16 protein-coding genes are annotated in these 19,447 nt (G+C 71.6%); 12 read left to right on the top strand and 4 right to left on the bottom strand.

All coding sequences use genetic code 11. The features are described from left to right. Positions 1–152 precede the first annotated feature (152 nt). From MMB17_RS23950 to mnmE, 5 genes are all read left to right on the top strand, one after another. Positions 153–869: a Tim44/TimA family putative adaptor protein gene (locus tag MMB17_RS23950; protein ID WP_238310197.1), complete on the top strand. Its 717-nt coding sequence runs from the start codon at positions 153–155 to the stop codon at positions 867–869. Positions 870–881: 12 nt separating this feature from the next. Next, entirely contained in the window at positions 882–2,078 is a 1,197-nt protein-coding gene (mltA, locus tag MMB17_RS23945; RefSeq protein WP_241100507.1) for a murein transglycosylase A, read from the top strand. Further along, positions 2,075–2,767 carry a Smr/MutS family protein gene (locus tag MMB17_RS23940; RefSeq protein WP_241100506.1) on the top strand — a complete coding sequence of 231 codons (693 nt, stop codon included), beginning with the start codon at positions 2,075–2,077 and terminating at the stop codon, positions 2,765–2,767. Before mltA ends, MMB17_RS23940 begins: the two co-directional genes overlap by 4 nt. Positions 2,768–3,065: 298 nt before the next feature. Next, positions 3,066–4,409: a transcription termination factor Rho gene (gene rho / locus MMB17_RS23935; RefSeq protein WP_238310198.1), complete on the top strand. Its 1,344-nt coding sequence runs from the start codon at positions 3,066–3,068 to the stop codon at positions 4,407–4,409. Between the two features lie 247 nt (positions 4,410–4,656). Beyond that, positions 4,657–5,970 (top strand): tRNA uridine-5-carboxymethylaminomethyl(34) synthesis GTPase MnmE, encoded by a 1,314-nt coding sequence (gene mnmE, locus MMB17_RS23930; protein ID WP_241100505.1) that lies wholly within the window; start codon positions 4,657–4,659, stop codon positions 5,968–5,970. A gap of 830 nt (positions 5,971–6,800) precedes the next feature. Here the strand turns inward: mnmE and MMB17_RS23925 are convergent. Continuing rightward, complete coding sequence (locus tag MMB17_RS23925; protein WP_238310095.1) at positions 6,801–7,217, bottom strand: hypothetical protein; 417 nt, start codon at positions 7,215–7,217, stop codon at positions 6,801–6,803. 98 nt (positions 7,218–7,315) lie between these two features. Next, a complete protein-coding gene (locus MMB17_RS23920; protein WP_241100504.1) occupies positions 7,316–7,993 on the bottom strand; it encodes a hypothetical protein in 678 nt (225 codons plus the stop codon). A 644-nt stretch (positions 7,994–8,637) separates the two neighbouring features. On the opposite strand from MMB17_RS23920, the gene MMB17_RS23915 reads away from it, so the two are divergent. Next, positions 8,638–9,672 (top strand): aspartate-semialdehyde dehydrogenase, encoded by a 1,035-nt coding sequence (locus MMB17_RS23915; protein WP_241100503.1) that lies wholly within the window; start codon positions 8,638–8,640, stop codon positions 9,670–9,672. Between the two features lie 64 nt (positions 9,673–9,736). On the opposite strand, the gene MMB17_RS23910 is transcribed toward MMB17_RS23915, so the two are convergent. Both MMB17_RS23910 and crtD read right to left on the bottom strand, forming a co-directional pair. Further along, on the bottom strand, positions 9,737–10,597 hold the full coding sequence (locus tag MMB17_RS23910) for a carotenoid 1,2-hydratase (RefSeq protein WP_241102282.1): 861 nt from the start codon (positions 10,595–10,597) through the stop codon (positions 9,737–9,739). Continuing rightward, positions 10,594–12,129: a 1-hydroxycarotenoid 3,4-desaturase CrtD gene (gene crtD, locus MMB17_RS23905; RefSeq protein WP_241100502.1), complete on the bottom strand. Its 1,536-nt coding sequence runs from the start codon at positions 12,127–12,129 to the stop codon at positions 10,594–10,596. Before crtD ends, MMB17_RS23910 begins: the two co-directional genes overlap by 4 nt. 99 nt (positions 12,130–12,228) lie before the next feature. On the opposite strand from crtD, the gene MMB17_RS23900 reads away from it, so the two are divergent. The 6 genes from MMB17_RS23900 to bchZ all read left to right on the top strand — a co-directional run bounded on the left by MMB17_RS23900 (position 12,229) and on the right by bchZ (position 19,425). After that, positions 12,229–13,098 (top strand): polyprenyl synthetase family protein, encoded by an 870-nt coding sequence (locus MMB17_RS23900; protein WP_241100501.1) that lies wholly within the window; start codon positions 12,229–12,231, stop codon positions 13,096–13,098. 11 nt (positions 13,099–13,109) lie between these two features. Continuing rightward, positions 13,110–14,261: an acetylserotonin O-methyltransferase gene (locus tag MMB17_RS23895; RefSeq protein ID WP_241100500.1), complete on the top strand. Its 1,152-nt coding sequence runs from the start codon at positions 13,110–13,112 to the stop codon at positions 14,259–14,261. A gap of 171 nt (positions 14,262–14,432) precedes the next feature. Beyond that, on the top strand, positions 14,433–15,371 hold the full coding sequence (gene bchC / locus MMB17_RS23890) for a chlorophyll synthesis pathway protein BchC (protein WP_241100499.1): 939 nt from the start codon (positions 14,433–14,435) through the stop codon (positions 15,369–15,371). Next, positions 15,368–16,372: a chlorophyllide a reductase iron protein subunit X gene (locus MMB17_RS23885; RefSeq protein ID WP_238310102.1), complete on the top strand. Its 1,005-nt coding sequence runs from the start codon at positions 15,368–15,370 to the stop codon at positions 16,370–16,372. The genes bchC and MMB17_RS23885 overlap by 4 nt, the downstream gene beginning before the upstream one ends. 3 nt (positions 16,373–16,375) lie before the next feature. Then, entirely contained in the window at positions 16,376–17,959 is a 1,584-nt protein-coding gene (gene bchY, locus MMB17_RS23880; protein WP_241100498.1) for a chlorophyllide a reductase subunit Y, read from the top strand. Continuing rightward, on the top strand, positions 17,959–19,425 hold the full coding sequence (gene bchZ / locus MMB17_RS23875; RefSeq protein WP_241100497.1) for a chlorophyllide a reductase subunit Z: 1,467 nt from the start codon (positions 17,959–17,961) through the stop codon (positions 19,423–19,425). The genes bchY and bchZ overlap by 1 nt, the downstream gene beginning before the upstream one ends. The last annotated feature ends 22 nt before the right edge of the window (positions 19,426–19,447 follow it).

Here is a 19,447-nt window from a genome sequence, read left to right as displayed (position 1 = left end):
ATTCCGGTCTCGTGCCGAGGACGTCGGACTGCTATGCGGCTCGTTCTTTGCGCCCGGAGCCCCTGCCGGATAACGGGCGGCCGAGGGGGTTTTCGTCGAGGCGCCCCGGAGACCGCCGCGTTGGCCAACGCGCGACACGATTTGGATCGGTGATGCAGGATTCCTTCGACGTTACGACCCTGATCTTCCTGGCCCTGGCCGTCTTCGTCATCTGGCGGCTGCGTTCGGTGCTGGGGCAGAAGACCGGCGCCGAGCGCTCGCCGTTCCGCCCGATCGAGCGCAATCGCACGGAGCCGCAAGCGGGCCGGAACGAGGGCGACAATGTCGTGCGTCTGCCTGGGGCCGACCGTGTGCAGCCGGCAGCCGCCCCGGCGACAGAGACGCGCGATTGGCGCGGGATCGCCGAGCCGGGCTCGGCGGTCGCGCGCGGACTCGAACTCGCCGTGCAGGCCGAGCCCGGCTTCGATCCCCGCGCCTTCCTCGAGGGGGCAAAGAGCGCCTACGAGACCATCGTGATCGCCTTCGCGAAGGGTGACCGGAAGACCCTGCGCTCGCTTCTATCCCGAGAGGTCGGAGAGGGCTTCGAGAGGGCCATCGCAGAGCGCGAGAAGCGGCGCGAGACCGTCGAGACCACCTTCGTCTCGATCGACAAGGCCGAGATCGTGGCCGTGGACGTGCGCAACCGTGTCGCACAGATCACGGTCCGCTTCCTGTCGAACCTCATCACCGCGACCCGCGATGCAGACGGCAAGGTCGTGGATGGCAGCCCGGAGACCGTAGTCGAAGTCCCCGACGTTTGGACCTTCGCCCGCACTCTCGGCAGCCGGGATCCGAACTGGCAGCTCGTGGCGACCGAGGCCGGCAACTGACCTGCCCGGGCGATGGCGCGCCTTGCACGATATAGGTTCGCTTTCGCCGCGGCCGTCTGCGCCCAGGCCGGGTTGGCCACGGCCGACGACACGGTCAAGGTCGGCGGTGCGCTTCTCGAACCGGTGCGTCTCGGGAGCCTTCCCGGCTTCCACAACGATGATCTCGGGGCCGCTCTCGACACCTTTCGGCAGAGCTGCGCAACCCGCCAGACGGTTCCGGCCCAACTGGATGCTGCGGGGAATACGGATGATCTCGAAGCCGCCTGCGCGGCCTCGAACGGGATCACCTTCGAGAAGGCCAACGACTTCTTCGAGCAGAACTTCAACGCCTACCGCATCCTGCGCCCTGACCGTTCGGGAAACGAGATCCGCCAGGGCTTCCTGACCGGTTACTTCGAGCCCGAACTGATCGGCTCCCTTGTTGAGAAACCCGGCTTCACGACTCCAGCCCTGGCACGCCCCGACGATCTTGTCAGCTTTGAACAGGGACAGAGTGCGCCCGGCCTGGATCCCGAACTGCGCGCGGCACGTCGGATCGGTGAGGGTTTCGTGCCGTTCCCCACGCGCGCCGAGATCGAGGATGGAGTCCTGGGAAACGGCACCCGGCCCGTCCTATGGCTACGCGATGCGGTCGACCTCTTCGTCCTGCAGGTGCAGGGCTCGGGACGGGTTCGCCTGCCTGATGGCCGCATCGTGCGCCTGACCTATGACGGCAAGAACGGGCGCCCCTATACCTCGATCGGGAAGCTGATCGTACAGGAGGGCCACCTTCCTCTTGAGGGACTGACGCTCGCGCGTTGGACAGGCTGGCTGCGGGCGCATCCGCAAGAGGCGCGGCGCCTGATGCGTGCCAATGCATCCTATGTCTTCTTCCGCCCGGAAGACATCGCAGATCCGCGGCTCGGGCCGCCGGGCGCGGCCAAGGCGCCGCTCACGCCGGGTCGCAGCCTGGCGGTGGATGGGGGGATTTGGCGGTATGGGTTGCCGTTCTGGCTGGAGGGGCGTCTGCCGGGAGGCACGGCGGACGGCCGGATGGTGATCGCGCAAGATACCGGAAGCGCGATTATTGGCCCGGCACGGGGCGATCTCTTCGTCGGCACCGGCGAGGCGGCGGGAATCGCCGCCGGAAACTTGCGCGATGCTGTGGGCTTCGTCGTTCTGCTTCCCAAGCACATCGGCAAGACTGGGACGGCGGACGCCGCGCGATGAGGAAGCCCCGCCGGCCCCGGACGCTCACGGAGGGTGAGGCGCGTCTCTGGGGGGAGATCGCCAAGCTGATCACCCCGCTGCGCGCGCGCGCGAAACGCGGCCCGACGACGGCCGCGCCTGAAAAAGCCTCACAGCAAACCATTGAAAAAGAAAAGATTTCCCGGCCAGCCGAGCACCCGGCTCCCCCGCGTCCGAAGCCGGTCGCAGCGGCCCCCAAGCCCGCGCCCGTGCTGCCCGCGGCGCGCCCGGGGCAGCGCCCGCTCAAGCTCGGCGACCTCCATCCCAGCGTCGCGGTGCCGAAGCCGAGCCCCCCTGCGGTGGCGGCAGCGAAGCCGACGCGGACCGCCCCCTCCGGCCTGGAGCGGCGCGAGCATCGCGGCCTGAAGCGCGGCCTGCTGCCGATCGAGGCGCGTATCGATCTACACGGTCTCTACCAGGCGGAGGCGCATGCGGCCCTGGTCGGCTTCCTGATGCGCTCGCGCGCGGCCGGCCATGCCCGCGTCCTCGTCGTCACGGGCAAGGGCGGGGAGGGCGCCCGCGATCCCTTCTCCGAGCGGGGCGTGCTGCGCCGGAGCGTGCCGCACTGGTTGCGCGGGCCGGACCTGCAGAGCGTCGTCGTCGGCTTCGAGGAGGCGGCCCGCCATCATGGCGGAGCGGGAGCCCTCTACGTGCGACTGCGACGCCGCTGACCGCAGCTCCAAAAAAGATCATATAAATCATAGACTTACAGCATCCACAGCCCGCATTGCCCGCGCCGCGCCGGGGGACTTGAGCCAGATCACGAAAAGCGGTATTGACAATTGCTCTCCTTGTTGAGCCATGCCGCATCCCCAGGGCCTCCCGGCTCCGACGAGACGATGTGCGGGCTCCCTCGCTTCCTGCGATGACGAACCGGATCGTGGTGCCCCCGGCACCCGGTGCAAGGCTCCCCAACCGACCCGCGCCACCCCGCCTTTCTCGCCTTCTCCTGAAGTCATCAATCACCACATGACGTCATCGAACGACGCTCTCGCTCCCGCAGACATTCCCGCCGAGCCGACCCTGGCGGCGACGGATCTCGACACGGTTCGTGAAGTAAAGCTTCAGGACCTGAAGTCGAAGACGCCGACCGAGCTCATCGCCTTCGCCGAAGAGGTCGAGGTCGAGAACGCCTCGACCATGCGCAAGCAGGAATTGATGTTCGCGATCCTGAAGCAGCTCGCTGCCAAGGAGGTCGAGATCATCGGCTCGGGCACCGTCGAGGTCCTGCAGGACGGTTTCGGCTTCCTGCGCTCGTCGGATTCCAACTATCTGCCGGGCCCGGACGACATCTACATTTCCCCGACCCAGATCCGCCGCTTCGGCCTGCGCACGGGTGATACCGTCGAAGGTCCCATCCGGGGGCCGAAAGATGGCGAGCGGTATTTCGCGCTGATCAAGGTCAACACGATCAATTTCGAGAACCCCGAGAAGATCAAGCACAAGGTTCACTTCGACAACCTGACGCCGCTATTCCCGACGAAGCGCTTCAAGCTCGAGCTGGACAATCCCACCAAGAAGGATTTCTCGCCGCGCATCATCGACATCGTCTCGCCGATCGGGAAAGGCCAGCGCGCCCTGATCGTGGCGCCGCCCCGGACGGGTAAGACGGTGCTGATGCAGAACATCGCCCAGTCGATCACCCTGAATCACCCCGAGTGCTACCTGATCGTGCTGCTCATCGACGAGCGGCCGGAGGAAGTCACCGACATGCAGCGCTCGGTGAAGGGCGAGGTCATCGCCTCCACCTTCGACGAGCCGGCCACCCGCCACGTCCAGGTCGCCGAGATGGTGATCGAGAAGGCCAAGCGTCTGGTCGAGCACGGCCGAGATGTCGTGATCCTTCTCGACTCGATCACCCGTCTGGGCCGCGCCTACAACACGGTCGTGCCGTCCTCCGGCAAGGTTCTGACCGGCGGCGTCGACGCCAATGCTCTGCAGCGGCCGAAGCGTTTCTTCGGCGCGGCGCGCAACATCGAAGAAGGCGGCTCTCTGTCGATCATCGCCACGGCGCTGATCGATACCGGCTCGCGCATGGACGAAGTGATCTTCGAAGAGTTCAAGGGCACCGGCAACTCCGAGATCATCCTCGACCGGAAAGTCTCCGACAAGCGCATCTTCCCGGCGATCGACATCACCCGCTCGGGCACGCGCAAGGAAGAGCTTCTGGTTCCGCCGGATTCTCTCAAGAAGACCTATGTCCTGCGCCGGATCCTCAACCCGATGGGCGTCACCGACGCGATCGAGTTCCTGCTGGACAAGCTGCGCCAGACCAAGAGCAATGCCGATTTCTTCGACTCGATGAACACCTGAGCCGAAGAAGCACAGCCCAAGTCTTCGCAAGTAACGCGAAAAACGCAGCCCCGCTTCCGGCTCCGGCACGGCTCCGAAGCCGGGCGCCCGGGGCTTCGAAGCCCTGGCCTCGGGGCTTCGAGGCGGCTGAGCAGAACCCCGCTCCGCCGGGATTGTGTCGCCGCCCCGCAGCCAGACGTCGCATCCGCCACCCGGTCACACCAGGACCGGGTGCGGACCCCGGGAAGGACGGGAGCCCGGAGCACCCTTGCCCGACGAGGCCACCATCTTCGCCCCCGCGAGCGGCTTCGGCCAGGCCGCGATCTGCCTGATCCGCATCAGTGGCCCGGCCTCGGCGCCCCTGCTCGCATCGCTGTCCGGCGCCCTGCCGCCGCCCCGCCGCCAATCGCTGCGAACCCTGCGCGCCGCCGACGGCACGCTGCTCGACCGGGCGGTCGTGGTGTTCATGCCCGGCCCGGCCACCTTCACCGGGCAGGACATGGCCGAGCTGCACCTGCATGGCGGGCTCGCCGTGCGCGCGGCGGTGCTGCGGGCGCTGCACGCCTTTCCCGGCTGCCGGGCGGCGGAGCCGGGTGAATTCGCCCGACGGGCCTTTCTGGCCGGGCGCATCGACCTGACCGAGGCGGAGGCCACCGCCGACCTGATCGACGCCGAGACCGAGGCCCAGCGCCGGCAGGCCCTGCGCCAGCTCGAGGGCGCCCTGGGCCGCCAAGTCGCGGAATGGCGCGAGACCGCGATCGGGCTCCTCGCTCAGGCCGAGGCCGCCCTCGATTTCGCCGACGAGGGCGATGTCGCGGACGAGGCGCTGGACGCGGCCCTCGGCCGAGCCGCTTCCGCCCTGCGCGACGCGATCCGCGCCGCGCTTCGCGACGGGCGCCGGGGCGAGCGCCTGCGCGAGGGCTTCTGCGTGGTCCTGGCCGGCCCGCCCAATGCCGGCAAATCGACCCTGCTCAACACCCTGGCCGGCCGCGACGCGGCCATCGTCTCCCACATCCCCGGCACCACCCGGGACGTGATCGAGGTGCGCTGCGATCTCGGCGGGCTGCCCGTGGTGCTCGTCGACACGGCGGGCCTGCGCGAGACCACCGACCCGATCGAGGCCGAGGGCGTCGCCCGCACCCGCCGCCGCATCGCCTCCGCCGACCTCGTCCTGCATCTCGTCCCGCCGGAGGGGGCGGAGGAGCAGGCACAGGGCGAGGTGCCCTGCCTCGTCGTGCGCACCAAGGCGGATCTCGGAGAGGGGGGAGCGGAGGAGGCCGAGGCCCTCGCCCTCTCCGCCAAGACCGGGGAGGGGATCGAGGCCCTGCTCGCGGCGATCCAGCGGAGCGCCGAATCCGCCCTCGGCGGCGGCGAGGCCCTGGTCACCCGCGAGCGTCACCGCGACGCCCTCACCCGCGCCGCCGCGCATCTCGACCGCGTCGCCGCGCCCGCGACCGACCTGCCGGAGCTGATCGCCGAGGACCTGCGCCTCGCCGTGCGTGCCCTGGGCGAAGTCGGCGGCCATGTCGGTGTCGAGGAGATGCTCGACCGGTTGTTTTCGGGGTTCTGTATCGGGAAGTAGCCGAGGCGCCTCCGCGGTGTCCGGCTGGGCGCGCCGGCCGCGCGCAGTCCCTCTCTCCGCGTGCGGGGAGAGGAGGGTGCCTCCACGGTGTCCGGCTCGCGCGCCAGTCGTGCGCAGCCCCTCGCCCCGCTTGCGGGGAGAGGGCCGCGACGACCTCGTCGTCGGCGCGGCGAGGCGGCAGCCGAGGGTGAGGGGGCGCAACCGGATGAGGCTCTTCCGGAATCGCCCCCTCACCACCGCTCCGGCTGCGCCTGCGCTTCCCGCATGGACGACGAGGTCCATGCGGGCCTCTCCCCGCGTGCGGGGAGAGGGGGGTGCTTCTGCGGTTTCCGGCTCGCACGTCGGTCGCGTGCAGCCCCTCGCCCCGCACGCAGAGAGAGGGGGGTGCCTCCGCGGTTTCCGGCTCGCGCATTGGTCGTGCGCGTCCCCTCGCCCCGCTTGCGGGGAGAGGGCCGCGACGACCTCGTCGTCGGCGCGGCGAGGCGGCAGCCGAGGGTGAGGGGGCGCAACCGGATGAGGCTCCTCCGGAATCACCCCCTCACCGCCGCTCCGGCTGCGCCTGCGCTTCCCGCATGGACGACGAGGTCCATGCGGGCCTCTCCCCGCGTGCGGGGAGAGGGGGGTGCCTCCGCGGTGTCCGGCTCGCGCATTGGTCGTGCGCATCCCCTCTCCCCGTGTGCGGGGAGAGGGGTGGCTCTGCGGTTTCCGGCTCGCACGTCGGTCGCGTGCAGCCCCTCGCCCCGCTTCCCACGTTCCGATCCGGCCGAAAGCCGTCCCGAACGAGAACGGGCCCCAAAAGGGGCCCGCTTCGTGTCCGTGGCCGCGGCGGCTTACCGGTAGGGGTTCAGTCCGGTGCGGGAGACGTAGGAGGTCGGGTCGATCGCGTCGACCGCCGAGAAGTCGACGTTGCGGATCGCGGTCGAGCGGGCGCCGATGAACGGGCCGTTGGTGATCGGGTCGGGCAGGTTCGAGCCGCCATAGAGGTCGTTGCGGCCGTAGACCGGGCTCAGGGCGTTCGAGGCGGCGATGAAGGCCGGGTTGGTAGCCGGGTTCATCACGGAGCCGTTGCCGGGCTCGGTGACGTTGCCGGCGTCGAGCCAGCTGCGCGGACGGATGCGGATCGGCAGCGGCTGGCTCACGCGCACGTAGCCCGGATTGCCGTAGGGGCCCTGTGCCTCGGCGGCCGTGCCGAAACCGATGGCGGAGAGCGTAAGGGCGCCCAGCAGGGCTATCTTGGTCGAGCGCATGGGACCACCTTGTTGAAACCGGGGACAGTATGGCCAAGCTTCCTTAAGGAATCCGGCCTTTGGCGAATAGACGTGTGAGCGGGGCCGTTGTTCCGGCCCTAGCGCGAAGCTTGTGCGTTTTGCCGCAATAACGCCTCATTTTTTCGTGCGCGTTTCTGAGCGGCGGAATGCGCGGTGGGCTTAGCCCCGGCTTTCGCAGGGGTGATCGAGCCGGTGGCCTCCCCCGCCTGGGCCGCCTCGGCGCCCGTGCCGGCCTTGCAGGAGGGGTCGCGCCGCGCCTCGGCCTGGGTGAAGGCGGTCTCCAGCGGCGACACCGATGTGCCCTTCAGCACCAGCCGATCGACGGCGCAGGCCAGATCCCGCGGTTCCGGCATCTGGCCGAGGATGCCGCAGAGCCAGCCATCGAGGCGCATGGCCTGGGTCTCCAGGCTCTGGAAGCCGAGGCAGGCCCGGCTGCCCTCGCCGGACAGCGTCGCCGCCACGGTCTCGAAAGCGCCGAACTTGGTGGCGAGCTGCCCGCGCTCGCCCGTGCGCGTCACGGCGAGGCCGCGCCCGTCCGCCGCCCGGCGGGCGAGGGTGACGAACAGGCTCGACCCGGTCTCGGCGCCATCGGTCATGGTCAGCACCAGATAGGGCGCCTCGATCGCGTCGAAGCTGCCCGAGGTCAGCGCGTCCTCGCGCAGGCCCGTGGCGGCGTTCCAGCGGGGCGGCTCCGTGCGCAGGAGCAGGTCCGGCTGCGCCGGCTCCAGGCCGAGCAGGGGCCCGCCGGCGGCCACGGGCGTGGCCGCGCGGACGGGGGCAAGCGCCCGGGGCGGGTCGCTCCAGGGCGCCGGGGCCGGGGCGCCGGGCCGCGGTCCCGGGCCACCAGGGCGAGGCCGGCGATCAGGGCGGCGGCGCTGGCGATCTGGCCGGCGCGCCGCAGGCGGCGGAAGGGTTTGGCCCGCACCAGCAGGCGCGGGGCGGGCTCCTCGGCGGCGCTCTCGTCGGGCTCGAAGCTCGGCTCTCTGCGCATCGGCGGCACTCCCGAAAGGGGGCGGAAGGCAGCGCGCCTTCCCGGCCTTCCGCTGTGCGGCCGCGGGCCCCAAGCTTCGGTTTCCGGGGGAAGGGACGAGCCGGATTCGTCCCCGGCTGCCTCCGGTTACAGTGAACGCTTTCTTTCGCCGCGCCTCCGGCAGGATCCTGCCGGTCGCTCCGGGCCGCCCTTGACAGCACGCGCGCGTGGGCGCTTTGTGCACCCGCGAACGGAGCCCACCCCGCCTGAGCGGGGGCGGGCTCGTTTGCTTGGGGCACCCGCGATCCCGGCTTTCCGGAACGGCAGGCCCGCCCCTTTCGGCAAGGCCGCCCGCCGCGAGGGTCGCGACGAGGCGGCACGGTCCCTTCGGCGCAGAACGCCCGGGACCCGCGAAGCGGAGCGGATGAGATGGGTTACAAGGTCGCCGTCGTCGGAGCCACGGGCAATGTGGGCCGCGAGATGCTCGACATCCTGGCCGAGCGCGCCTTCCCGGCCGACGAGGTCGTGGCGCTGGCCTCGCGCCGCAGCCAGGGCCAGGAAGTCTCCTTCGGCGACAAGATTCTCAAGGTCAAAGCCCTCGACACCTACGACTTCACCGACACGGACATCTGCCTGATGTCGGCCGGCGGCGAGGCCTCGAAGGAGTGGAGCCCGCGCATCGGCCAGCAGGGCTGCGTGGTGATCGATAACTCCTCGGCCTTCCGCTACGACGCCGACGTGCCGCTGATCGTACCCGAGGTGAATGCCGACGCGGTGGTGGGCTTCACCAAGCGCAACATCATCGCCAACCCGAATTGCTCCACGGCGCAGCTCGTGGTCGCGCTCAAGCCGCTGCACGAGGCGGCGACCATCAAGCGTGTGGTGGTCTCGACCTATCAGTCGGTCTCCGGCGCCGGCAAGGACGCCATGGACGAGCTGTTCAACCAGACCCGCGCGGTCTTCACCGCCGGCGAGGTGGTGCAGAAGAAGTTTACCAAGCGGATCGCCTTCAACGTCATCCCCCACATCGACGTGTTCATGGAGGATGGCTACACGAAGGAAGAGTGGAAGATGGTCGCCGAGACCAAGAAGATGCTCGATCCCAAGATCAAGCTCACGGCCACCGCAGTGCGGGTGCCGGTCTTCATCGGCCATGCCGAGTCGGTGAACATCGAGTTCGAGCGTCCGCTCTCCCCCGAGCAGGCGACCGAGATCCTGCGTGCGGCCCCGGGCGTGCTCGTGATCGATAAGCGCGAGAACGGCGGCTACATGACCCCGCACGAGGCGGCGGGCGAGGACGCCACCTACATCTCCCGCATCCGCGAGGACGCCACCATCGAGAACGGCCTGAACTTCTGGTGCGTCTCCGACAACCTGCGCAAGGGCGCGGCGCTGAACGCGGTGCAGATCGCCGAGGTGCTGATCAACCGCAAGCTGCTGCAGAAGGGCCAGCAGGCGGCCTGATCCGGCCCTCACAGAGGACTGTGCTCGAGAGGCGCCGCTCCGGAAGGGGCGGCGCCTCTCGCGTTCAGCCGGGCACCCGCGGCATCCGGAACGGCAGCATCAGCTGCACCAAAGGGTTGCGGAAGCGGGTGAGCGACAGGCTCTCGTGCACCGGCCGCACCGCCTCGCCGTCGAGGCGGGTGGCGAGCAGGGAGCGGGCGTAGAAGGGGGTGTCCTCGAAGGTGCGCAGCACCCGGGCGGCGCCGTCGTCGCTGCGGGTCGAACGGCCCATGCGCCAGAGCCGCGTCGGCGGCAGCGCGGCGGGGAGCGGCGGGCGCAATTCCCGGCGGCGGCCGTCCCGGGCGAAGCGCAGGGACAGGTTCTGGCCGCTGCCGTCCTTCCGGCGCACGTCGTAGAGGATGGCCGCCCCCTCGGAGAGGTCGGCCCGGCACCAGGTCCAGTCGGAGAAGGTGTCCTCCAGGCGGCCGTCGCCGTCATTGGTGTCGAAATAGCCGGTGCCGCGCCAGCGCAGGGCCGGCTCCTCCAGCGCGACCTCGACCGCGGAGGAGGGCGCCATCGGCCACCAGCGATGCAGGCCCGGCGCGTCGAGGGTGAAGGGGCCTTCCGTGATCCCGTGGGGGCTGAGCCGTATGGTGCCGCGGATCGGGTAGGGCAGGGGCGCGGCCCGCTCGTCGAGGCGGATCGTCAGCGCCGTGCCGTCCCATTCCATGGCGCTCGCGCCGATGGCGATCGAGGCGGCGTCGCGGGAAAGCGCCCGGGCACCGCGCTCGGTCATGGCGAAGCGGTTCGCCCGCTCGCCGTAGAGCACCACATTCATGGCGCAATGGGCGAAGGGGTCCTGGGCGCGGTCGAGGACGTAATAGGGCGAGAACACGCTGCCGATGAAGGCGATGACGGTCAGCCCCTGGCGCCCGTCCGCGCTCAGCGCGTCGACATACCACCAGGCATAGCCGCCCGTCGCGACCGGGCCGTCGAAGCGAGGTCGGCGAGCACCGCCTGGGCCGCCAGCCGCCCGGACTGGGCCGCCATCGGCACGCCCGGCCCCGGATGCACGCTCCCCCCCGCCAGGTAGAGGCCCGGCAGGCGGGTGCGCGCCCCCTGACGCTTGAAGGTCGCGCTCCAGCCGTGGGAGGCCCGGCCGTAGAGGGCGCCCCCCGTCCCCGGAAACAGCGCCTCGAAGCCCTCCGGCGTGGTGATCGCCGGGGCCGCCGCCGGGGTCAGGGTGAGCCCGCAGGCCGAGAGCCGTTCCGTCAGAGTCCTCTCGCATCGGGCGATCTCCGGGCTGGTGGGCGGGCGCTCGCGCCCATCGGCGGGGGCGTTGACGAGGACGAGCAGGCGCTCCGGCCCCGAAACCGCGCCGCCCTCCGCCGCCCGATCCTGGGCGCAGACATAGACGGTCGGGTCGGAGGGGAGCTGGCGCCGGGTCAGGATCTCGGCGAACTCGGCCCGGTAATCGGCGGAGAAGAACACGTTGTGGTGGGCGAGGGGAAACCCCTCGGCCCGCGCGTTCAGGCAGAGGGTAAGGGCGGAGAGCGAGCGCTCCGGCGGCGCGATCCGGTCGCCGGCGCAGGCCGCCGCGCGTCCGAACAGGCCGAGCCCGAAGGCCGCCGCATCGGCATTGGCGACGACCACGTCCGCGGGGATGCGCTCGCCGCTGGCGAGCAGCACGCCGGTCACGCTCCCGGCCTCGGTGAGGATGCGGTCGACCTCCGCACCGTAGCGCAGCCGCGCCCCGTTCTCGGCGGCGAGCGCCGCCAGCACCCGGGCGAGGCCGGAGAGGCCGCCCTCGAGGGTCCAGAGCCCGGCCTGCTCGACATGGGCGACGAGCATCAGGGTGGCGGGGGCGGCGAAGGGCGAGGCGCCGCAATAGGTGGCGTAGCGGCCGAAGAGCTGGCGCAGGCGCGGATCGCGAAAGTACTCGCCGAGCGCCGACCAGAGCGTGGCGAAGGGCTGGATGCGCCAGAGGTCGCCGAGGCCCGACAGGCCGACCCGCCGGCCGAGCTCGACCGGCCCCGGCCGCTCGCCGCGGATGAAGGGACCTTCGAGGGTGCGGTAGACCTCCGCCGCCCGGGCGCAGAAACGGCGATAGCCCTCGGCCTCGCGGGCCCCGGCGAAGTCGGCGATGGCCCGGGCCGAGGCCTCCTCGTCGGCGAAGAGGTCGAGCCGCTCGGTCCGGCTCCAGGCGTGGCGGGCGATCAGGCGCGCGGGCGTCAGGCGCACCCTCTCCTCCAGGGCCGCGCCCACCTCGGAAAAGATCTCGTCGAAGACCCAGCGCATGGTGAAGACGGTCGGCCCGGCCTCGACCGGGCGGCCGTCGACCTCGAGGCTGCGCATCTTGCCGCCCGGGCACGCGGCCCGCTCCAGCAGGAGCACGTCGAGCCCGGCATGGGCGAGCCGCAGGGCGGCGACGAGCCCCGCCACCCCGGCTCCGACCACGACGATCCGCTCGGAGGCCACGATCCCACGCTCCTGGCGGCCATTGATCCTGACGCCATTAAGTGTCAATCTTTGTTGACATACAAGACCGACAAACAAACGATACACCGGGAGAGAGCTATGGATGCCGGCGGACGGATCGAGGCGGCGCTCGATATGGCGGTGGCGCGGGCGGAGGCGCCGGGGGCGCCGCCGCGGCTGGCGGAGGCGATCCGGTACGCGGTGTTTCCCGGGGGCCACCGGATCCGGCCGCGGCTCTGCCTGGCGGTGGCGCGGGCCTGCGGCGACGACGATCCCGAAGCCTCCGACGCGGCGGCCGGCGCCATCGAGCTGCTGCACTGCGCTTCGCTGGTGCATGACGATTTGCCCTGTTTCGACGACGCGCCGATGCGCCGGCAGAAGCCGAGCGTACACTTGGCCTTCGGCGAGCCCCTGGCGGTGCTGACGGGGGACGCCTTGATCGTGCTGGCCTTCGACACGCTGGCCCGGGGCGCCGCCCGGCGGCCCTCGCGCCTCGCGGCCCTGGTCGGGCTGGTCGCCCGGGCGGTGGGTTCGCCCGCCGGCATCTGCGCCGGCCAGGCCTGGGAATCGGAGCCGACGGTGGCGCTCAGCGACTACCAGCAGGCCAAGACCGGCGCCCTGTTCGCCGCAGCCACGGTGGCGGGCGCCACCGCGGCGGGGGAGGCGGCCCTGCCCTGGCGGCTGCTCGGCGAATGCCTGGGCGAGGCCTATCAGGTCGCCGACGACCTGCGGGACGTGGCCTGCCGCCAGGAGGAGATCGGCAAGCCCGCCGGCCGCGACGTGACCCTCGGCCGGCCGAACGCCGCGGCCCTGCTCGGCATGGGCGGGGCCATCGAGCGCCTGCGCCGGCTCTGCCGCGACGCGATCGAGGTGATCCCGGATTGCCCCGGCGCCGAGGCGCTGCGCGCGGAGATCACCGCGCAGACCCGGCTGTTCCTGCCGGCGAGCCTGCGCCTGGCCCCGGCCTGACGGAGCGCGCCATGCCCGCTTCCCCCGCGGAAGCCCGAGCGGTGGCGGCGCTGCCCTGGCGCGAGCGGGTGCTCGCCTGGCGCAATCGGCTGGTGGCGAGCCCCCGCTTCCAGCTCTGGGCGGCGGGCTTCCCCCTGACCCGGGGGCGGGCGCGGCGCAACACCCGCGCCCTGTTCGATCTCTGCGCCGGCTTCGTCTACGCCCAGGTGCTGTTCGCCTGCGTGCGGCTCGACCTGTTCCGCCTGCTCCAGGCCGGCCCGCTCGCGGCGGAAGCGGTGGCGCGGCGCCGGGACCTGCCGCCGGAGCGGGCGGAGCGCCTGCTCAAGGCGGCCGTCTCCCTCGCCCTGCTGCACCGGCTGAAGGACGGCCGCTTCGCCCTGGCCGATCTCGGGGCGGCGATGATCGGCAATCCGGCGATCGCGGCGATGATCGAGCATCACGCCCTGCTCTATGCCGACCTCGCCGATCCGGTGGCCCTGCTGCGCGGGACGGGCGGCCCGACCCGCCTCGCACGCTATTGGCCCTATGCGGAAAACCGCGATGCCGAGGCGATCCAGGAAGCGGCGGTCGCCCCCTATGGCGGGCTGATGGCGGCCTCCCAGGCCATGATCGCGCAGGACGTGCTCGACGCGGTCTCGCTCCAGGGCCGCAGCGGCCTGCTCGATGTCGGGGGCGGGGAGGGCGCCTTCGCCGCCTCGGTGGCGCGGCGCTACCCGGACCTGCCCCTCGCCCTGTTCGACCTGCCCGCGGTCGCCCGCCGGGCGCAGAGGCGGCTGGCGGAGGAGGGGCTCGGCGGCCGGGTCGCCTGCCATGGCGGCAGCTTCCATGCCGATCCGCTGCCGCGGGGCTACGACGCGGTCTCCCTGGTCCGCATCGTCCACGACCACGACGATGCGGAGGCGCTGCATCTCCTGCGTGCCGCGCACACCGCCCTGCCACCGGGGGGACGGTTGATCCTGGCGGAACCCATGGCCGGGACGAAGGGGGCCGAGCCGATCGGCGACGCGTATTTCGGATTCTACCTGCTCGCCATGGGCAGCGGACGGCCCCGCACCGCCTCGGAGCTGGCTTCGATGCTGGCTTCGGCCGGCTTCGAGGCCATCCGCGAAGCCGGCACCCGCCGGCCGCTGCTGGTGCGGGTGCTGATCGCGGATCGAGGTTGAAAGTCGTAAGTTATACTTGACGTCGTGAAGTGTCATTCTAAACTTACACTCAGCGACAACGTCCCTTGACGGAGTCGCCCGGCCGCCAGGGAGCGTCCGGACAGGCCAGGCGCCGGCGGCCCGAGCAAATCGGGCCGAAGACGGCGACCGGGAAGAGCGGAGGCTCCAGCCATGGACGCACTCGCCGTCATCCTCGAACGTCCCGAGTGGCTGGCCCTGACCCGCCTGCCGCTGACGGAGGCCGGCGCGGCCGATGCGGTGGTGGCGATCGCCTGGAGCGGGATCAGCACCGGCACGGAGCGGCTGCTCTGGTCGGGCCGGATGCCCGCCTTCCCCGGCATGGGCTACCCCCTGGTGCCCGGCTACGAGTCGGTCGGCACCGTGGCCTGGGCCGGCCCCGAATCGGGGCTGCGCACCGGGGAAACGGTGTTCGTGCCCGGCGCCCGCTGCTTCGGCGAGGTGCGGGGCCTGTTCGGTGGCGCCGCCTCGCATCTGGTGGTGCCCGGCGCCCGCCTCGTCCCCGTTTCCCCGGCGCTCGGCGAGCGGGCCTGCCTGATCGCGCTCGCCGCCACCGCCTACCGCGCCCTGTCCGGCGTCACCCCCGGCGAGCCCGCCCTCATCGTCGGCCACGGCGTGCTCGGGCGGCTGCTCGCGCGCCTCACCCGGGCCGCGGGCGGCCAGCCGGTGGTCTGGGAGACGAGCCCGGTCCGCCGCGACGGGGCATTCGGCTACCCGGTCCTCGCCCCGGGGAAGGACCCGCAGGGCGCCTACGCCACCATCACCGATGCCAGCGGCGATGCGAACGGGCTCGACGCCCTGATCGCCCGCCTGGCGCCCGGCGGCGAGATCGTGCTCGCCGGCTTCTACGAGGCGCCCCTCGCCTTCGCCTTCCCCCCCGCCTTCCTGCGGGAGGCCCGCATCCGCGTCTCGGCGGAGTTCAAGCCGGGCGACCTCGCCGCGGTGACCGCGCTCATCACCGGCGGCCGCCTCTCCCTCGACGGCCTGATCACCCACCGCCTGCCCGCGGCCAGGGCCGAGGAGGCCTACCGCACGGCCTTCGGCGATCCGGCCTGCCTGAAGATGATCCTCGACTGGAGAGCCTGTTCATGAACCTGCAGCTGAACAAGGCCGCCCTGGAAGCCGCCGCGCATCTGCGCGCCGAGGCCGCCATCGCCCCCGACCCCGTCGCCACCGCCCCGGCGAAGAAGGAGACGCAGATCATCGCGATCTACGGCAAGGGCGGCATCGGCAAGTCCTTCACCCTGGCCAATCTCAGCTACATGATGGCCCAGCAGGGCAAGCGGGTGCTGCTGATCGGCTGCGACCCGAAGAGCGACACCACCTCGCTGCTCTTCGGCGGCCGGGCCTGCCCGACCATCATCGAGACCTCGACCCGGAAGAAGCTCGCCGGCGAACCGGTCGCCATCGGCGACGTCTGCTTCAAGCGCGACGGCGTCTACGCGATGGAGCTCGGCGGGCCGGAGGTCGGCCGCGGCTGCGGCGGACGGGGCATCATCCACGGCTTCGAGCTCTTGGAGAAGCTCGGCTTCCACGACTGGGGCTTCGACTACGTCCTGCTCGACTTCCTGGGCGACGTGGTCTGCGGCGGCTTCGGCCTGCCGATCGCCCGGGACATGTGCCAGAAGGTCATCGTCGTCGGCTCCAACGACCTGCAATCCCTCTACGTCGCCAACAACGTCTGCTCGGCGGTGGAGTATTTCCGCAAGCTCGGCGGCAATGTCGGCGTCGGCGGCCTCGTCATCAACAAGGACGACGGCACCGGGGAGGCGCAGGCCTTCGCCGAGGCCGCGGGCATCCCGGTCCTGGCCTCGATCCCCGCCGACGACGACATCCGCCGCAAGAGTGCGAATTACGAGATCATCGGCAAGCCGGACGGGCGCTGGGGGCCGCTCTTCGCGGAGCTGGCGCAGAACGTGGCGCAGGCCGCCCCGCACCAGCCGAAGCCCCTCACGCAGGACGGGCTGCTCGGCCTGTTCGCCGGCGAGACGGTGGGCCGCGACGTGGTGCTGGAGCCGGCCACCCTGGCCGACATGTGCGGCGCGGCCAGCCTCGAGAAGCCGTCCCTCGAAGTCGTCTACGACGAGGTCTGAGGCATGGCCGTCACCCTCGACATCGCCGATCTGCGCGCCCGCCGCGACAAGGCCCCCACGCCGCCCCGGCCGGAGGGCCAAGCGGGCACCGAAGCGGGCGCCGAGGTGATCAACCTCGACGCCACCCGCGGCGACGGCCTCGGCTGCCATGCCGGCAAGGACGCGATGCGCGCCGCGGCCGAATCCGCCGGGATGTCGGAGACGCTGGAGCGCTACGCCGCCGATTACCCGACCGGGCCGCACGACCAGCCCCAGAGCATGTGCCCGGCCTTCGGCTCCCTGCGGGTGGGCCTGCGCATGCGCCGTACCGCCACGATCCTGTCGGGCTCCGCCTGCTGCGTCTACGGCCTCACCTTCACCGCGCATTTCTACGGGGCGCGCCGCAGCGTCGGCTACGTGCCCTTCAATTCCGAGACCCTGGTCACGGGCAAGCTGTTCGAGGACATCCGCGAGGCGGTGTACGCCACCGCCAGACCGGAGGCGTGCGACGCCGTCGTCGTCATCAATCTCTGCGTGCCGACCGCCTCCGGCGTGCCGCTCCGGCTCCTGCCCAAGGCCATCGACGGGGTGCGGGTGATCGGCATCGACGTGCCGGGCTTCGGCGTGCCGACCCATGCCGAGGCCAAGGACGTGCTGGCCGGGGCCATGCTCAAATTCGCCCGGACGGAGGCCGAGCAGGGTCCCGTCCCGGCACCCCGGGGCGGGCGCGCCGACCGGCCCACGGTGACGCTGCTCGGCGAAATGTTCCCGGCCGATCCCGTGGTGATCGGCGGCCTGCTCGAACCCCTCGGCCTGGCGGCGGGGCCGGTGGTGCCGACGCGGGAATGGCGCGAGCTCTACGCCGCCCTCGACGGGGCGGCGGTGGCGGCGATCCACCCCTTCTACACGGCCTCGATCCGCGAATTCGCGGCGGCGGGCCGGCCCGTGATCGGCTCGGCCCCGGTCGGGCATGACGGCACCGCCGAATGGCTCGCGGCCATCGGCCGGGCCTGCGACGTGACGCCGGAGGTGATCGCCGCCGCCCAGAACCGGCTGCTGCCGGCGATCCGCGGTGCGCTCGCCGCCCGGCCGATCCGCGGCCGCATCACGCTCTCGGGCTACGAGGGCTCGGAACTGCTGGTCGCCCGTCTGCTGGTCGAGAGCGGGGCCGAGGTGCCCTATGTCGGCACCGCCTGCCCGAAGACGCCCTGGTCCGAGCCCGACCGGGTCTGGCTCGAAGAGCGCGGCGTCACGGTGCGCTACCGCGCCTCCCTGGAGGACGACCTCGCCGCCCTGACCACGTTCCGGCCCGACCTCGCCATCGGCACCACGCCGGTGGTGCAGAAGGCCAAGGAGCGGGCGATCCCCGCCCTCTATTTCACGAACCTGATCTCCGCCCGCCCGCTGATGGGGGCGGCCGGGGCCGGCTCGCTGGCCCAGGTCGTCAACGCGGCGCTCGCCAGCGGCCCGCGCTTCTCCGCCATGCGACAGTTCTTCGAGGGCGTCGGCACCGGCCACGCCGCCGGCATCTGGCAGGAGGTCCCCCGCGCCAAGGCGGCGCCCAAGGCGAAGACGGCCAGCACGGCGCCGATCGGGGAGATGGCCTGATGCTCGTCCTCGATCACGACCGGGCCGGGGGCTACTGGGGCGCCGTCTACGTCTTCACGGCGATCAAGGGCCTGCAGGTCGTCATCGACGGCCCCGTCGGCTGCGAGAACCTGCCCGTGACCTCGGTGCTCCACTACACCGACGCCCTGCCGCCCCACGAGCTGCCCATCGTCGTCACCGGGCTCGCCGAGGAGGAGCTCGGCCGCCACGGCACGGAAGGGGCGATGAAGCGGGCGCACGCCACCCTCGATCCGGCCCAGCCGAGCGTGGTGGTGACGGGCTCCATCGCCGAGATGATCGGCGGCGGGGTGACGCCGGAGGGCACCAACCTCCAGCGCTTCCTGCCGCGCACCATCGACGAGGACCAGTGGCAGGCGGCCGACCGGGCCATCGCCTGGCTCTGGCAGGAATACGGCGCCAGGCGTTTCGCCAAGAAGGGCATCCCCGCCCGGCCCGAGCGCAAGCCCGGGGAGAAGCCGCGGGTCAACATCATCGGCCCGGCCTATGGCTGCTTCAACCTGGCGAGCGACCTCGCCGAGATCCGCCGGCTGGTGGAGGGCATCGGGGCGGAGGTGAACCTCACCTTCCCCCTGGGCAGCCACCTCGCCGACGTGCCGAAACTGGTGAACGCGGACGCCAATATCTGCCTCTATCGGGAATTCGGCCGGCTGCTCTGCGAGAGCCTGGAGCGGCCCTACCTGCAGGCGCCGATCGGGGTGCTCTCGACCACCAAGTTCCTGCGCGCGCTCGGCGCGCTCCTCGGGCTCGATCCCGAGCCCTTCATCGAGCGGGAGAAGCACACCACGATCAAGCCGGTCTGGGATCTCTGGCGCTCGGTGACGCAGGACTTCTTCGGCACCGCGAGCTTCGGCGTCGTCGCCACCGAGACCTATGCGAGGGGCCTGCGCCACTTCCTCGAGGAGGAGCTGGGCCTGCCCTGCCAGTTCAGCTTCGCCCGCAGCGCCGGCCAGAAGCCCGACAACGCGGCGGTGCGCGCGGCTATCGCCGAGACCCCGCCGCTGGTGCTGTTCGGCTCCTACAACGAGCGCATGTACCTCGCCGAGAGCGGCGGCCGGTCGGCCTACGTGCCCGCCTCCTTCCCCGGCGCCCTGGTCCGGCGGCACACCGGCACGCCCTTCATGGGCTACGCGGGGGCGACCTACCTGGTCCAGGAGGTCTGCAACGCCCTGTTCGACATGCTCTTCCACATCCTGCCGCTCGCCCGCGACATGGATGCGGTCGAGGCCACGCCTGCGCGGATGCAGCGCCCGCTGCCCTGGGACGCGGAGGCCCGCGCCCGGCTCGACGCCCTGATCGAGACCCTCCCCGTGCTGGTGCGCATCTCCGCGGCCAAGCGCCTGCGCGACGCGGCCGAGCGCCTGGCCCGCACCGAGGGCGCGGCGGAGATCGGCCTGCCCCATCTCGCCCGCGCCCGCGCCGAACTCGCCCCCGGAGCCGCCGCATGAGCGCCCCCCTCGCCCTGTCCCG

The sequence above is a fragment of the Methylobacterium organophilum genome, from assembly GCF_022533465.1.
Taxonomy (GTDB): Bacteria; Pseudomonadota; Alphaproteobacteria; order Rhizobiales; family Beijerinckiaceae; genus Methylobacterium; species Methylobacterium organophilum.
This window is presented reverse-complemented; position numbering and strand designations above follow the sequence as displayed.

Excerpts from the sequence above, each read along its gene's own strand:
- bchY (WP_241100498.1), top strand. The coding sequence starts at position 16,376 with ATGGCCGTCACCCTCGACATCGCCGATCTGCGCGCCCGCCGCGACAAG.
- MMB17_RS23915 (WP_241100503.1), top strand. The coding sequence starts at position 8,638 with ATGGGTTACAAGGTCGCCGTCGTCGGAGCCACGGGCAATGTGGGCCGC.
- MMB17_RS23900 (WP_241100501.1), top strand. The coding sequence starts at position 12,229 with ATGGATGCCGGCGGACGGATCGAGGCGGCGCTCGATATGGCGGTGGCG.
- MMB17_RS23885 (WP_238310102.1), top strand. The coding sequence starts at position 15,368 with ATGAACCTGCAGCTGAACAAGGCCGCCCTGGAAGCCGCCGCGCATCTG.
- rho (WP_238310198.1), top strand. The coding sequence starts at position 3,066 with ATGACGTCATCGAACGACGCTCTCGCTCCCGCAGACATTCCCGCCGAG.
- bchZ (WP_241100497.1), top strand. The coding sequence starts at position 17,959 with ATGCTCGTCCTCGATCACGACCGGGCCGGGGGCTACTGGGGCGCCGTC.
- bchC (WP_241100499.1), top strand. The coding sequence starts at position 14,433 with ATGGACGCACTCGCCGTCATCCTCGAACGTCCCGAGTGGCTGGCCCTG.
- MMB17_RS23950 (WP_238310197.1), top strand. The coding sequence starts at position 153 with ATGCAGGATTCCTTCGACGTTACGACCCTGATCTTCCTGGCCCTGGCC.
- MMB17_RS23895 (WP_241100500.1), top strand. The coding sequence starts at position 13,110 with ATGCCCGCTTCCCCCGCGGAAGCCCGAGCGGTGGCGGCGCTGCCCTGG.
- MMB17_RS23940 (WP_241100506.1), top strand. The coding sequence starts at position 2,075 with ATGAGGAAGCCCCGCCGGCCCCGGACGCTCACGGAGGGTGAGGCGCGT.
- MMB17_RS23925 (WP_238310095.1), bottom strand. The coding sequence starts at position 7,217 with ATGCGCTCGACCAAGATAGCCCTGCTGGGCGCCCTTACGCTCTCCGCC.
- mltA (WP_241100507.1), top strand. The coding sequence starts at position 882 with ATGGCGCGCCTTGCACGATATAGGTTCGCTTTCGCCGCGGCCGTCTGC.